This window comes from Actinoplanes sp. NPDC051388 (assembly GCF_055586225.1).
In genome coordinates this window covers 773694-786770 of sequence record NZ_JBVJIP010000001.1, presented here as the reverse complement: position 1 = coordinate 786770, position 13077 = coordinate 773694, and the positions used below count along the sequence as shown (strand labels likewise).

Below are 13077 nucleotides of genomic sequence, written 5' to 3'. Positions count from 1 at the left end.
AGCATCGAACGCATGTCTCTCGTTCGCGTACAGAACTTCTCCATCTCGCTCGACGGCTTCGGGACCGGTGAGGGTCAGGGGCCCGACGCGCACTTCGGGCACGCCGGCGATCGGCTGCACCAGTGGATGTTCGCCACCCGATGGTGGCAGCCCGGCGGCAGCGGCGGCGTCGACGACTTCTTCGTGCGGCAGTTCGACGCCGGGATCGGCGCCGAGATCATGGGCGCCGGGAAGTTCGGCCACCCGGGCTGGCACGAGGATCCGGACTGGAAGGGCGCGTGGGGTGACAACCCGCCCTTCCACACGCCGGTCTTCGTCCTCACCCACCACACGCACCCGTCCATCGAGATGCAGGGCGGCACGACCTTCCACTTCCTCGACGCGTCGCCGGCCGAGGCCGTGGAGACCGCCCGGAAGGCGGCCGGGGACAAGGACATCCGGCTCGGCGGCGGGCCCAGCCTGATCCGCGACTTCCTCGCCGCCGGGCTCGTCGACCATGCGCACGTCGCGGTGGTGCCGATCGTGCTCGGCCGGGGCGTGCGCCTCTGGGACGGGCTGGAGGGCATCGAGCGGGACTACCGGGTCGAAGCCACCCCCTCGCCCAGCGGCGTCACCCATCTGACGTTCACCCGCGCCGGGATCTGACCTCAGGTGCGCAGGAACAGCAGGACCGCCAGGACGCGGCGGCTCTCGCTGCCGGTCGCGGGCAGGCCCAGCTTGCCGAAGATGCTGGACACGTATTTCTCGGCGGCGCGCACGGTGATCGTCAGACGGTCCGCGATCCCCTGGTTCGAGGTGCCCTCGGCCATCAGCTCCAGGACCTCGCGCTCGCGGGGCGTCAGCGCGGCCAGCGGATCGTCGCGGCGGCGCCGGGACAGCAGCGTGGACACGATGGTCGGGTCGACCGCCGAGCCGCCGCCCGCCACCCGGCGCACCGCCCCGATGAACTCCGGCACGTCGCTGATCCGGTCCTTGAGCAGGTAACCGACGCCCTCGGCGGAGTCGGCGAGCAACCGCATCGCGAGACCGACCTCGACATACTGCGACAACACCAGGACCGCCAGACCCGGGTACGCCGACCGCAACTCGATCGCCGCCCGCAGCCCCTCGTCGGTGTGCGTGGGCGGCAGCCGGATGTCCACGATCACCACGTCCGGCACCGACACGCGCAGCTCGGATTTGAGCTGCTCGGCGTCGCCGCACCGGGCCACCACGTCGAAGCCGGCATCGGTCAGCAGCCGCGCGATGCCCTCCCGCAGCAGCACGCTGTCCTCGGCGATGGCTATCCGCATGGGAGCTCCGCGCGTACCCGGGTGCCTTGATCCTTGGGGGTCCAGACCCGCAGCCGGCCGCCCAGGGTCTCCACCCGGTCGGCGAGGCCGCGCAGGCCGCTGCCGCGCTCGGTGTCGGCGCCGCCCCGGCCGTCGTCGGCGACCTCGATCACCATCGTCGGGCCGGCCACCATCACCTCGACCGTCGCGGACTTCGCCTCGGCGTGCTTGCCGACGTTGGTCAGCGCCTCACACACCACGTAGTACGCCGCCACCTCGATCGCCTCCTCGACCCGGCCCGGCAGTTCCACGACAAGCCGCACCGGCACCGGCGCGCGGGCCGCGAGCGACTCCAGCGCCACCGCGAGGCCGTGCGCGGTGACCACCGCCGGGTGCAGCCCGCGGGCCAGGTCGCGCAGCTCCTCGAGCGAGACGGCGATCTCCTTGCGCGCCTCGGCCAGCAGCGACTCGGCATCGGGGTCGCCGCCCATCCGGGTCTGCAGCACCCCCAGGCTCAGCGACAGCGCGACGAGGCGCTGCTGGGCGCCGTCATGCAGGTCGCGTTCGAGCCGCTGCCGCTCGCGCTGACCGGCCTCCACCACTCGGGCCCGGGATCCGCGCAGCTCCTCCACATTGGCCCGCAGCTGGGTCTGCAGGCGGCCGGTGCGCAACGCGATCGCGGCCGCGGCGGTGACCGCGTCGAGCAGCGCCGGCTCGTCCCGCAACGCCGGATCGTGCACCAGGGCGGCCATCGGCGCGCCGTCCTCGTCGATCAGCGTGACCCGCCGCCTCTCCGCCGGAAGATCCACCGGGCGTCCGGCCTCGTCGGCCCACGACCCGAACTTGGGCAGCCAGTAGAGCAACCGCAGCGACGGGTCACGCAGTGCCCGGGACAGCGGTTCGCGCAGGTCCACCGGATTTTCCCGGAGCGCCAGCATCAGCTCGCCGATCGAGCTGCGAGCCAGCCACGCCTGCAGCATGCCGGCGACGAAAGCGACCGGCGCGAGGCCCATCAGGAACAGGCTGATCCGCTGCACGGCCGGGAACGCCGGACCGCCCAGGGCGCCGACCAGCAACAACACCGCGATCATCAGCAGCCCGACGGTGAACGAGTCGAGCAGCAGCCGGAACGATCGGCGCAGCGGACGAGCCTGCCGGCGACGCCGGGTCAGCAGCAGCGCGGCCGCGGACAGGGCGACGGCGCTGACCACGACGAGCTCGACCTTGAAGAGGGCCAGGGCCGCGTCCGGGGCGTCGATCACGGTCAGCACCTGCGGGCGGAGGCCGCCGAGCAGCATCACCACCAGCTGGCTGGCGAGCGCGCCCGCGTACCCGACGCCCAGCAGGACCTTCTCCAGCCGGCCGCGCAACCGGCCGGTCGGGAAGGAGAGGAAGACGTGCACGATGAGCACCAGCGGGAGCAGGTCGAGGAACTGACCGATGGTGTGCAGGACGCCGTTCTCCGCCCAGGTCAGCGAGCCGAGCAGGGCGCACGCTCCGGTGAGGACCATCAGCGGCCCGAACCGGTTGCCCGGCCGGGCACGCCAGGCGATCAGGCCGCTGATCGTGTACGTCGAACTCAGCCAGCAGATCACCGCCACGTGCACCGGCGACATCTCGTTGCGCAGGCCGAGCACGGCCACGCCGGCCAGCCCGATCAGCAGGATTGCGCCGAGCGAGCCGAGCAGGGTGGCACCGGGGCGTGACATCGACGATGACGTTACTTCGCCGGGGACGGTCGGCACATACCAGAAAACCGGCCAATCGAATGGGAGGCGTACCTCCTTACCCAGCGCCGCTTCGTGGACGACCGTGAACGCATGACGCCGAAAATCGTCCGCGCGCCGCTCGGCCCGACCGGCTTCCTCTTCGCCCTCGTGTTCTTCTGCGCGGCGTTGACGCCGTCGCTGCTGCCCCGCTCGTGGCTGTTCCAGGGCATCGTCAGCGGCCTGACCGCGGCGCTCGGCTACGGCGTGGGCGCCACCGTCGGCGCGCTCGCCCGGCTGGCCCGGGTGCCGGCGTCGGCGCGGATGATCCGGATCTTCTGGTGGGCGATGCTGGTCTGCGCGCCGCTCGCCGGTCTGCTGTTCCTGGCGCTCGGCACGAAGTGGCAGCAGGACCTGCGGGTGCGGCTGGAGATGCCGCGAATGGAAAGCTACGACCTGATCCGGATCGTCGCGGTGAGCGCACTGACCTTCGCCCTGCTGGTGATCACCGCGCGGGCGCTGCGGCTCGGCTCCCGCCGGCTGGCGCGTCTCGCCGCCCGGATCGTGCCGCGGCCGGTGGCGCTGGCATCCGGCGGGATCCTGGTGACCTACATGGTGGTCGGGCTGTTCGACGGGTTCCTGGGCGAACAGGCGCTGACCATCGCCGACCAGACGGCGGCCCTGGCGAACGGGCGCACCAGCGTGGGAGCTCTCGCACCGATCACTCCGATGCGGTCGGGCAGTGATTCGTCGCTGGCGCCGTGGAAGACGCTGGGCATGCAGGGCCGCGACTTCATCGGCACCGGGCCGTCGGCGTCGGAGCTTTCCGCGTTCGCGGGACGGCCGGCGGAGGAGCCGATCCGGCTCTATGCCGGGCTGGACTCGGCCGGGTCGCCCAAGGAAAGAGCCGCGATGGTGGTGCGGGAGATGGACCGGACCGGCGCGTTCGACCGGTCGGTGGTCGCGGTCATCACCCCGACGGGTACGGGGTGGGTCGACTCCGCCGTGACCGATTCCCTGGAATACATGTACGCCGGGGACACCGCGCTCGTGTCCATGCAGTATTCGTATCTGCCGAGCTGGATCTCGTTCCTGGTGGACCGGTCCAAAGTGGCCGAGTCGGCCCGTGAGCTGATCGGCGCGGTGCAGGCCCGCTGGTCCCTCTTGCCACCCGCGACGCGCCCCAAGCTGTTGTTGTTCGGCGAAAGCCTGGGTTCCTACGGCACCGAGGCGGCGTTCGGGTCGGCGCCCGCGCTCACCGCGGGAGCCGACGGGGTGCTGCTGGTCGGGCCGCCGTTCGCCAACCCGATCCGGAATCAGCTGTTGCCGGCGCGTTCACCGGGGAGCCCGGCCTGGGATCCGGCCTTCCCGGGGCAGCCGATCGAATTCAGCCGCGATCCCGCCGACCTCCGAGGGTCCGCCGATCCGACCGTCGTCTACCTGCAGAACGCGTCCGATCCGATCGTCTGGTTCCGGCCCAGCCTGCTGGTCCGATCCCCGGAGTGGCTGGACACGCCACGAGGTCCGGACGTGTCGCCGGACATGCGCTGGTATCCGGGGGTGACGTTCTGGCAGACCATGGTCGACCAGTTCGCGGCCAACAGCGTCCCGGCCGGGCACGGTCACCGATACGGGTCCGGGGTGGCCGACGGCTGGGCGGCGGTCGCACCCCCGCCGGGCTGGACCGGCGCCGACACCGCCCGGCTGCGGGCGATGATGGACGTTCAGGCGCCCGCCTGATCCAGCTTGTGCAGCACCTGCTCGGTGGCGCCGCGCAGGGCGCGCTTTCCGGCGACGACCAGCAGCGCGGCGACCAGCCGTCCGCGCAGCGTCGCCGGACGCCGATCGACGGTGACCTTCAGGTGGCTGCCGGCGCCGGCCGGAGTGACCTCATAGAGCCAGAAGCTGCCGGGTTTCCAGGTGTTCGACTCGGTGGTCTCGATCCGGACCGTGCCGGGGGTGGACCAGTCGTAGCGGTTGCGCTCCCAGACACCGCCCGCCAGCGAGGAACCCTCGGTGACGTCGGCCGAATCGGGTCCGACCTCGTGGACCTGGAGGTGCTCGGCGTCGACGTTGGGCCAGGTGTCCGCGCGGGCCGGCGAGAAGTCGGTCAGGGCGCCGATGAACCGGTCCGGCGGAACGGTGCTGCTGGTGATCTCGAACTCGATCCGCGGCATGTGGGGACCCCTATCGGTCGGAAGGATCGATCATCCTTGGGGGGTGTCCTCGGCACAAGGTTGCGGCTGCGGTGGGTTCCGCATCGATGGGGTTCGTTGTGGCGTCGGACCCTTGGTGGGTTGGCGGCGGCTCTTCTTCCAGCCTGTTGCTGGTTGGTGGGGGCGTGATGGTCGCCGTTGGGCCTTTGAGCATCGGCGTTTTGAGGTTGTCGTGCTCTCAAACTCGGGGCCTTGAACCCGGGCGTTTCTTGCTTCGGTGATCTGCTCGGGCGTGGTGGGTGGGCCTGGTTGGTGCTCTGTTGGTCGGGCTGGGGGGCGGGGCTTCGACGCGGGCTCTGCTCTCTGGGCGCTCGGGGCTTGACCCCGATTCCGTTGCCTTCGAGACGGGGTAGGTGGACCAGCATTGTGTAGCGGCTGACGCGCTCCACGACAGTGTCGATGGCGGAGCGGTTCAGTCCGATCATGAGGTCGCCTTCCCAGTGGCCGGGTATCGCTCGATCCTCGACCTCGGCGGGTCGTTCGCTCAGGACCTCGGCGGTGATGTGCCCTTGCGGCTTGGTCCGCGAGCGTTGACGGGGCTTGCCCAGTGCCCGGCTCCGGGCTCCGGGCTGTCGCCCAGCGGCGGTCAGCGCGGTTCGGCTTGTTCAGCCCTGCCAGGTCGTCGGCGGGCCGGCGGCAGCTTGCCGGCTTTGCTGGCTTGGGCCGCCGGGTCGCGACCTGTGCTTCCACTACGCCGCGGGGGCTTGGTCGCGCCCAGATCGAGCACGGCGGCCTCGGCGTCGTCGAGGTCGTCGACGAGCAGGTCCAGGTGCATCTGCTGGGGTCGCGTTTGGGTCGGCCACGTCGGCGGGCGGTAGTCGGCGACCCGGTGGAAGGAGATGCACTGGCCGTGGTCGGCGCAGGCCGACGCCCGGTCGGTGGAGACGTCTGTTTTCCAGTCCAGCATCGCGCCGTAGAACCTGGCCAGCGTGCCGGGATCGGGGCAGTCGATGACGATGAGCGGTGAATGAGCGATGGCCATGCCGGCGATGGTAGTGAGCTGCCGGGGTGGCTAGAGCGGGAGATTCCGTGGGGTTCCGTTGACGACCGTGAAGGGGACGTAGTCCTCGCGGGATCGGTCCAGGGCCAGGAAAGTCGCCGGGCGGCAGCGGACCACCCAGTCGAGGACCTCGGCTCGTGAGCCGGTGATGTCGGCGTAGCGGTGGTGGTCGGCGCCGTCGCCCTGCCAGATCGCGGTGTAGTCGTCGTTCCGGAGGTGGCGGACGAAGACTGTGCCGGTGCCGTCCGGTGGGGGCATGGTCACTCTCCCCCCGTGTACTGGTGTGAGGACGAGCGGCCGGGCGGGTGGGTGCGGGTGGTCATCCAGTTATGCCGCATGGCTTCCGCCCGCCGGCGCTCGTCGTCAGATCTACTCTGACCTGGCATTTTGCAGTCGGCAACGGCTGCCGGTGAACTACAAGATCGTAATTTACGGTGGGGGGCGGCGTGGCTGTCGATTATGTGTCTCGGTTCGCGGTTGATGACGGTGCGGTGAACGAACTGCATGCTCGGGCGTTCGGTGGCGAGGTGGGCTCGGTGTCCTGGGCCCGGCAGCTGGACCGGCATGCCCTGAGCTGGGTGGGCGCGTTCGACGACGGGCTGCTCGTGGGGTTCGTGCAGGTCGCCTGGGACGGCGGGCAGCATGCGTTCCTGCTGGACACGGCGGTGGATCCGGACCGGCAGCGGCTCGGCGTCGGGGCGGGGCTGGTGCGGCGGGCCGTCGCGGACGTGGCCGCGGCGGGGTGCACCTGGCTGCACGTCGACTTCGAGCCGCACCTGTCCGACTTCTACCTGGACAGGTGCGGCTTCCGGCGGACCGAGGCCGGCCTGCTGCGGGTGACGGACCCTCAGGCCGGCGGGTAGTCGATGACCTGGCGGATCATCGGGATGACCGACTCGTGGTGGCCGGCCAGGTCGGGGCCGACCGGGATCACGCCGGTCACGTCGATCTCGGAGAGCGGCGGGATGCTGCCGGGGCTGTCGAAGGAGCGGAAGACGAAGGGCAGGCCCTCCGAGCCGAGCGGCGACAGGCCGTCCATGATCTGGAAGTGCACGTGCGGCAGGTCGCTGTTGCCACTGTTGCCGATCAGGCCGAGGACCTGGCCCGCGCGGACCCGCTGGCCGACGGCGACCCGGACGCTGCCGGGAGCCAGGTGCGCGAAGTAGGCATATCGGCCGTTGCCGACGTCCAGGACGACGTGGTTGCCGGAGATGGTGACCGGCTCGCCGGGCTCGGGGGCGTTGAACGGCACGCGGTCCGGAGTGCCGTCGATCGCGGTGACCACCTTGCCGTCGGCGACCGCGTGCACGGGGGTGCCGTAGGCGGGATAGCTGTGCACGTCGTCGATCGGCCCGTCGAAGAGGCGTCCGTTCGGCAGCAACTGCGTGGTGTCGTAGGCGAACCGCTGGCCCACCGTGAGTCTGCCGTTGATGCCCTGCAGGATGAGCCGGTGCGCGTCGGGCGCGCAGCAGCCGGTGATGTTGATCCATCGTGGACCGCGCAGCGGCGGCGCCAGCACGATCGGCGGCTGCTGGGCCACCTCGGTGCGGGCGGCCAGGAAGGGTGAGGCCAGCACCGGCAGTTCGGGGTCGGTGGTCACGGTCAGCCGGTGCACCAGCGTGCGTGGCCGGGCGGCCCGCGGCACGGTGACGTCGAGCACCGCCTTGTGCATCGTGCCGGGCGCCACCACCCGCCCGGGCACCTGGGTGATCGAGCTGGTCACGGCGTCCAGCGCGGCGCCCTGGTAGTCCGCGAGGACGCGGTGGCCGTCGAGCACCTCGATCCGCTCGACGGTGGCCTGAAGTTGGGTCCAGTTCAGCAGCATCAGCTCGTAGGCCAGGTGCCGCCGGCCGTCCGCGCCGGGCACCGAGTGCGGCTGGGACAACACCTGCGCGGTCAGAGCGGTGTAGTGGTCCTCGACGGCCGAGGGCGGTGGAGAGGCGGGCGCGGAAGTCGCCGGAGAGGCGAGCGAGGCGGTCGGCAGGATCAGGGTGAGAGCCACCGCGCCGATCAGCGCGGTGGAACGGAGCACGTGCATGGTCGTCTCCTAACTCAGGGGCACGGAAGTCATCTGTCGTAGACCGCGGAGGGCGGGGCGCTGCGCCAGGCCGGGCGGTCCCCGACGATCAGGATCAGCGCCACGGCGGTCCAGGCGAAGAACTCGAGCAACTGCTGGCGGGCCAGGGCGTCCCCGGTGTAGCCGAGATCCCGGAACGTGACGAAACCCTGGGCGTTGTGGAACAGCAGCACGAGCAGCACGCTGCCGCCGGTGCGGTTGAACAGCCAGACGTACACGAACGTGATGACGAAGGTGGTGACGAGGCCGATCACGCCGGTGTCGCCGATCAGCGGCAGGTGCCAGCCGGCCACCAGGACGCCGAGGATGGCGGCGGAGATCAGCGGCGAGTGCTGCCGCTGCAGGCGCGGCACGGCGAAACCGCGGAACGACGGCTCCTCGGCGCCGGGCCCGTCCATCGGGTTGACCAGGCGGATCAGGAACGACAGCGCGAAGGCGCTCCACGAGAGGTGCAGCCAGTCCGGCGACTGCGCGTCATTGGAGAACGACATCACCACCCTCAACACCACGGGTACGCCGAGCGCGAACGCGTAGTAATACCAAGGCACCCGCCAGCGGATCAGCCGCCGGCCGAGGTCCTTGAAGCCGGCCTTCCCGTCGGCCACCGCGATCACGATGAGCGCGGCGAGCAGGGCTCCGATCGCCTGGAAGGCCTGCCGTGGCCAGACGTCGAGCTGATCGAGCGGCCAGGACCACCAGGCGAGCACATAGGCGAGCGTGAAGAAGGTGATCAGCCGGTGCCGGCGGATCCAGTTGGCGATGCCGCCGGTGGCGGGTGTGGGATCGGTTTGAATGACTCGGGTTTTCATGCCTCCGACGTTGTCAGCGCGCGACCCCGGGAAGAAGCCGGTGCACCACCGGACAGCGACACCAGAAAACCGCCCTAAGCACCGTGGTGGAAGGCCCTGACCTGGTCCTCGACCCGCGCGCGGAGGGCCAGGAAGGACGGGCTGCGCTTGACCGTCAGCTCCCGCTCGGCGGGCAGGTCCACGGTCAGGTCCGCCGCCACCCGGCCCGGATCGCAGGCCAGCACGACGACCCGCTCCCCCAGGAACACCGCCTCCTCGACGTCGTGCGTGACCATCAGCACCGTGGTGCCGGTGTCCCGCCACACCCGCCGCAGAAAGACCTGCATGTCCTCCTTGGTCTGCACGTCCAGCGCGCCGAACGGCTCGTCCAGCAGCAGCACCGACGGTTCGCAGGCGAGCGCCCGCGCGATCGCCACCCGCTGCCGCTGCCCGCCGGACAACTCCTTGGGCAGCTTGCGGCGCAGCGCGGTCAGGCCGGTCTCGGCGAGGTACCAGTCGATCCGGCGGGCCCGTTCCGCGCGGCTGAGGTCGAGCAACTCCAGGCCGAAGCCGACGTTGCGTTCGACCGTACGGAAGGGATAGACCGCACCCGACTGGAAGACCAGCCCCCGGTCCGGGCCCGGCCCTTCGACCAGCTCGCCGGAGAGGCTGATCGCGCCGGACGTCGGCCGGCTGAGGCCGGCGATCAGCGAGAGCAGCGTGGACTTGCCGGATCCGGAGGCGCCGACCAGGCAGACGAACTGGCCGGCCGGCACGTCCAGCGAGATGCCGTCCAGGGCGGTGAACGCGCCGAACCGCATGCTCACGTCGTCGAGCGACAGCAACGCCATCAGACCCACCGCCCGACGCGATCGCGCAGCAGCCGCAGCAGCACGTCGATCGCCAGGCCCAGCACGGCGATCACGATCAGCACGGCGAAGATCCGGTCGCTGGCCAGGAAGCGCTGACTCCGCGCGATGCGGTAGCCCAGGCCCTCCTCCGAGTTGATCAGTTCGGCGACGACCACGAAGTTCCACGCGGCGGCGGCGTTCACGCGTACCGCATCGATCATGCCCGGAAGGGCGTGTGGCACCACCACCTTGCGCAGCACCTCGCCGCGCCTCGCTCCCAAGGTGTAGGACACGTCGATCAGGCTGATCGGCACCTGGCGCACCGCGTCCGCCGTCATCAGCGTGTTGAAGAAGACGGTGCCGATGAACAGCAGCATGATCTTCGAGGGTTCGCCGATGCCGAGCCAGATGGTCAGCAGCGGGATGAAGGCGCTCGCCGGCAGATAGCGGAGCAGGCCGACCACCGGCTCGACGAGTGCCTGGCCCGCCTGAAAACCTCCAAGCAGGATTCCCAGGGGGACAGACACAAGAACTGCCAGGCCGAATCCAATGAGGACTCGCTGCACGCTGGCCCAGGTGTCCGCCGCCAGCGTGCCCGAGCGGGCCATCTCGACGCCGGCTTCCCAGACGGCGAGCGGCGACGGGAGGAACCGTTCGGGCGCGAGGCCGGTCGCCGACACCAGCACCCACGCCGCGAACGGCACCAGCACCGAGCACGCGATCAGGATCGCCTTGGCCCGCCTCGAGATCGGCGCCCGGATCGCCCACAGCCGTTGTCGCCGCGGCGGCCGGCGCCGAGGCAGCGACGGCCAGTCCGGCCGGGTCGGCGCCGGGTCCGCCACGGTGGTGCTCATTCCTTCACGGCCTGCACGAACTGGGGCTCGAGCAGCCCGTCGAGCGGCGGCTTCTCGTCGGCCAGCCCGGTGGACACCAGGAACTCCGCGATCTGCCCGGCCTGGAAGTCGAGGTTGGCCGGGGTGCTGCCACTGGCGAACGCGTCCAGGTTCTGCTGACGCGTGAAGATGGTCGTACCGGCGTCGTAGCTCTTGTAGTCGGCGGCGCTGACGCCGCCGCGCTTGGCCATGACCTCGATGGCCGCGTCGGGGTTGGCCTTGATGTACGCGACCGTGTCGAACCAGGTCTGCACCATCGCCTGCACCTCGGTCGGGTGCTCCTCGGTGAAGTCGGCGCCGAAGACCAGGTGGTCCGGGATCGCGCCGGGGAAGTCGGCCGAGGTGGCGATCGCCTTGCTGCCCTTCAGTTCCAGCGCGGTCGTGGTGAACGGCGCGAAGACACCCACCGCGTCCACCTTGCCGGCCACGAACGCGGCCGCGGCGGCGTCGGTGAGCAGCGGGGTGAACTCGACGTCCTTCTCGGTCAGGCCGGCCTTGCGCAGGGCGAGCAGCAGCAGGTAGTGGTCGACCGTGCCCTGCTCGGCGGCGACCTTCCGACCCTTGAGGTCGGCCACCGAGTTGATGCCGGGCCGAGCGATGATCTGGTCGTTGCCGGTGGAGTTGTCGTTGACCAGCACCACGGTCTGCGCCGCGCCGCCGCTGACCGAGGAGAGCGTGTCGTTCAGCGTCTGGCTGTTCGCGTCCAGGTTGCCGGTGCTCAGCGCGGTCAGCGAGTCGGTGTAGCTCTCGAAGTACTTGAGGTCGACGGTGACGCCGTTCTTGGCGAACAGGCCCTGTTCCTGCGCGACCTGCCAGGGGAACCAGCCGGGCCAGGCGGAGAAGCCCAGTCGCACGGTCGTGGTCTCGGTTTCTGCGGTGGCGCCTTCGCCGCCGCAGCCGGCGATCAGAAAGGCGGTCGCGAAGACCGCGATGAGCTTCCTCATGATTTCCCCTTGGGCAGGTGACCGGACCGCACGAGGCAGCCGAGGGTGTCGCAGATGACGCGGGTGGCGAGCAGGGCGGTGATCTCGGCGGTGTCGTAGGCCGGCGCGCACTCGACGATCTCGATGCCGGCCAGCGGCCGGGCGTCGGCGATGATCTGGATGAACTTGAGCACCTCGCGGGGCAGGAAGCCGCCCGGCTCGGGCCAGCCGGTGCCGGGCACGAACGCCGCGTCCAGGCAGTCGACGTCGAAGGACAGCCAGACCGCGTCGGCGCCGTCCCAGGCCACCTCGAGGGCGCGCTCGGCGGCCTGCTGGATGCCCATCTCGACGCAGTCGGTGACGGTCATGATCGTGGTGCCGCGCTCCCGGCCGACCTTCACCCCGGGCCGCGGCGCCTGCCAGCCGCCGATGCCGATCTGCACCAGGTTCTTCGGCGGCACGTTCGGGATGTCGGTGGCATGGAACCAGGGCGTGGTGTGCATCCGCTCGTCGAGGTCGGTCTCCTGGGTGTCGACGTGCCGGTCGAAGTGGATGATGCCGAGGTTGCCCTGCAGGTGCTGGGCAACGCCGCGCACGGTGGGATAGCCGATCGAGTGGTCGCCGCCGAGCACCACCGGGAACGCGCCCGACTCGTAGACGTGCGCGACCGCCTTGCTGATCTGGTCGAACGTCTTCTCGATGTTGGCCGGGATGGTGAAGATGTCGCCGAGATCGCACATCGTGATCGACTCACGGAGATCAACACCAAGCTCGAAACTGTACGGCCCGTAGAGCGCGCTGATCTTGCGGATGCCCTGCGGCCCGAACCGGGTGCCGGACCGGTAGGTGGTGCCGCCGTCGAACGGCGCCCCGAGGATCGCCACGTCGTATTCACCGCAGCGGCGGACGTCCTCCACATATGGCGCCTTGAGGAAGGTGTTGATCCCGGCGAAGTGCGGAAGCTCACCCCGGGAGAACGTCGGGATGGTCCGGTCCTTGATCGAGTCCGCGCCCTGGAGTCCGTATTCGAGGCCGCGGGCGATCTCCTCCTGCCACTTCGTGGTGGGAAGTTTCGCCTCGGCGGCGACCGCGAAGGCCGCCTCCGGCCCGTAGCGGTCGTGCAGGGTCGGCTCGGTCTCGGTCGGTGGCTCGTGCGAGTGGTCGTGATGCAGGCCCATGGGCGCCTCCACGAGGTGCGGGGCCCGGCCGGAGAGCAGCCAGGACCGTGGCTGTCTCCCGGGCTTTTGTCCCGCCGTGGAGCACCCCTCGCGGGACGCCTGCGCCTCTCGGACCAGCCCGCCGGTCTTTCGGCGGCGGCGGAACCCTAGGCGCGCCTCACCATTCGGTGAGTC

14 protein-coding genes, 1 pseudogene and 1 riboswitch are annotated in these 13077 nt (G+C 70.5%); of the genes and pseudogenes, 3 read left to right on the top strand and 12 right to left on the bottom strand.

The window, feature by feature from the left end; all coding sequences use genetic code 11:
• Positions 1-12 precede the first annotated feature (12 nt).
• Positions 13-645, top strand: coding sequence for a dihydrofolate reductase family protein (locus ACZ6TI_RS03790; RefSeq protein ID WP_465343429.1), 633 nt, complete (start codon positions 13-15; stop codon positions 643-645).
• Positions 646-647: 2 nt separating this feature from the next.
• Here ACZ6TI_RS03790 and ACZ6TI_RS03785 read toward each other — a convergent pair whose 3' ends face one another.
• The gene (locus ACZ6TI_RS03785; protein ID WP_465343428.1) at positions 648-1292 is read right to left on the bottom strand and encodes a response regulator; all 645 of its coding nucleotides are present in this window, start codon (positions 1290-1292) and stop codon (positions 648-650) included.
• A complete protein-coding gene (locus ACZ6TI_RS03780) occupies positions 1283-2980 on the bottom strand; it encodes a sensor histidine kinase (protein WP_465343427.1) in 1698 nt (565 codons plus the stop codon). The genes ACZ6TI_RS03785 and ACZ6TI_RS03780 overlap by 10 nt, the downstream gene beginning before the upstream one ends.
• Before the next feature lie 111 nt (positions 2981-3091).
• Here ACZ6TI_RS03780 and ACZ6TI_RS03775 point away from each other — a divergent pair, with 111 nt between their 5' ends.
• Entirely contained in the window at positions 3092-4717 is a 1626-nt protein-coding gene (locus tag ACZ6TI_RS03775) for an alpha/beta hydrolase (RefSeq protein ID WP_465343426.1), read from the top strand.
• Here the strand turns inward: ACZ6TI_RS03775 and ACZ6TI_RS03770 are convergent.
• From ACZ6TI_RS03770 to ACZ6TI_RS03755, 4 genes and pseudogenes are all read right to left on the bottom strand, one after another.
• Positions 4702-5154, bottom strand: coding sequence for a hypothetical protein (locus ACZ6TI_RS03770; protein WP_465343425.1), 453 nt, complete (start codon positions 5152-5154; stop codon positions 4702-4704). The genes ACZ6TI_RS03775 and ACZ6TI_RS03770 overlap by 16 nt on opposite strands.
• Before the next feature lie 368 nt (positions 5155-5522).
• Positions 5523-5747, bottom strand: a pseudogene (locus ACZ6TI_RS03765) (IS30 family transposase); the annotation flags it as partial.
• 32 nt (positions 5748-5779) lie between these two features.
• The gene (locus ACZ6TI_RS03760) at positions 5780-6175 is read right to left on the bottom strand and encodes a VOC family protein (RefSeq protein WP_465343424.1); all 396 of its coding nucleotides are present in this window, start codon (positions 6173-6175) and stop codon (positions 5780-5782) included.
• A gap of 30 nt (positions 6176-6205) precedes the next feature.
• Complete coding sequence (locus tag ACZ6TI_RS03755; protein ID WP_465343423.1) at positions 6206-6451, bottom strand: hypothetical protein; 246 nt, start codon at positions 6449-6451, stop codon at positions 6206-6208.
• A 233-nt stretch (positions 6452-6684) separates the two neighbouring features.
• Between ACZ6TI_RS03755 and ACZ6TI_RS03750 the strand changes: the two genes are divergently transcribed.
• Positions 6685-7056 (top strand): GNAT family N-acetyltransferase, encoded by a 372-nt coding sequence (locus tag ACZ6TI_RS03750; RefSeq protein WP_465343422.1) that lies wholly within the window; start codon positions 6685-6687, stop codon positions 7054-7056.
• On the opposite strand, the gene ACZ6TI_RS03745 is transcribed toward ACZ6TI_RS03750, so the two are convergent.
• The 6 genes from ACZ6TI_RS03745 to ACZ6TI_RS03720 form a co-directional block, all read right to left on the bottom strand.
• A complete protein-coding gene (locus tag ACZ6TI_RS03745; protein ID WP_465343421.1) occupies positions 7041-8231 on the bottom strand; it encodes a M23 family metallopeptidase in 1191 nt (396 codons plus the stop codon). The genes ACZ6TI_RS03750 and ACZ6TI_RS03745 overlap by 16 nt on opposite strands.
• A gap of 29 nt (positions 8232-8260) precedes the next feature.
• A complete protein-coding gene (locus ACZ6TI_RS03740; protein WP_465343420.1) occupies positions 8261-9079 on the bottom strand; it encodes a CPBP family intramembrane glutamic endopeptidase in 819 nt (272 codons plus the stop codon).
• Positions 9080-9153: 74 nt separating this feature from the next.
• Positions 9154-9909, bottom strand: coding sequence for an ABC transporter ATP-binding protein (locus tag ACZ6TI_RS03735; RefSeq protein WP_465343419.1), 756 nt, complete (start codon positions 9907-9909; stop codon positions 9154-9156).
• Positions 9909-10763 carry an ABC transporter permease gene (locus tag ACZ6TI_RS03730; protein ID WP_465343418.1) on the bottom strand — a complete coding sequence of 285 codons (855 nt, stop codon included), beginning with the start codon at positions 10761-10763 and terminating at the stop codon, positions 9909-9911. Before ACZ6TI_RS03730 ends, ACZ6TI_RS03735 begins: the two co-directional genes overlap by 1 nt.
• Positions 10760-11746 carry an ABC transporter substrate-binding protein gene (locus tag ACZ6TI_RS03725; protein ID WP_465343417.1) on the bottom strand — a complete coding sequence of 329 codons (987 nt, stop codon included), beginning with the start codon at positions 11744-11746 and terminating at the stop codon, positions 10760-10762. The genes ACZ6TI_RS03730 and ACZ6TI_RS03725 overlap by 4 nt, the downstream gene beginning before the upstream one ends.
• Positions 11743-12903 (bottom strand): agmatinase family protein, encoded by a 1161-nt coding sequence (locus tag ACZ6TI_RS03720; RefSeq protein ID WP_465343416.1) that lies wholly within the window; start codon positions 12901-12903, stop codon positions 11743-11745. Before ACZ6TI_RS03720 ends, ACZ6TI_RS03725 begins: the two co-directional genes overlap by 4 nt.
• 53 nt (positions 12904-12956) lie before the next feature.
• Positions 12957-13064: riboswitch (guanidine-I (ykkC/yxkD leader) on the bottom strand.
• Positions 13065-13077 lie beyond the last annotated feature (13 nt).

Coding starts and splice junctions, on each gene's coding strand:
- ACZ6TI_RS03720 (WP_465343416.1), bottom strand. CDS start 12,903: ATGGGCCTGCATCACGACCACTCGCACGAGCCACCGACCGAGACCGAG.
- ACZ6TI_RS03755 (WP_465343423.1), bottom strand. CDS start 6,451: ATGCCCCCACCGGACGGCACCGGCACAGTCTTCGTCCGCCACCTCCGG.
- ACZ6TI_RS03760 (WP_465343424.1), bottom strand. CDS start 6,175: ATGGCCATCGCTCATTCACCGCTCATCGTCATCGACTGCCCCGATCCC.
- ACZ6TI_RS03745 (WP_465343421.1), bottom strand. CDS start 8,231: ATGCACGTGCTCCGTTCCACCGCGCTGATCGGCGCGGTGGCTCTCACC.
- ACZ6TI_RS03790 (WP_465343429.1), top strand. CDS start 13: ATGTCTCTCGTTCGCGTACAGAACTTCTCCATCTCGCTCGACGGCTTC.
- ACZ6TI_RS03725 (WP_465343417.1), bottom strand. CDS start 11,746: ATGAGGAAGCTCATCGCGGTCTTCGCGACCGCCTTTCTGATCGCCGGC.
- ACZ6TI_RS03780 (WP_465343427.1), bottom strand. CDS start 2,980: ATGTCACGCCCCGGTGCCACCCTGCTCGGCTCGCTCGGCGCAATCCTG.
- ACZ6TI_RS03730 (WP_465343418.1), bottom strand. CDS start 10,763: ATGAGCACCACCGTGGCGGACCCGGCGCCGACCCGGCCGGACTGGCCG.
- ACZ6TI_RS03740 (WP_465343420.1), bottom strand. CDS start 9,079: ATGAAAACCCGAGTCATTCAAACCGATCCCACACCCGCCACCGGCGGC.
- ACZ6TI_RS03775 (WP_465343426.1), top strand. CDS start 3,092: ATGACGCCGAAAATCGTCCGCGCGCCGCTCGGCCCGACCGGCTTCCTC.
- ACZ6TI_RS03785 (WP_465343428.1), bottom strand. CDS start 1,292: ATGCGGATAGCCATCGCCGAGGACAGCGTGCTGCTGCGGGAGGGCATC.
- ACZ6TI_RS03735 (WP_465343419.1), bottom strand. CDS start 9,909: ATGGCGTTGCTGTCGCTCGACGACGTGAGCATGCGGTTCGGCGCGTTC.
- ACZ6TI_RS03770 (WP_465343425.1), bottom strand. CDS start 5,154: ATGCCGCGGATCGAGTTCGAGATCACCAGCAGCACCGTTCCGCCGGAC.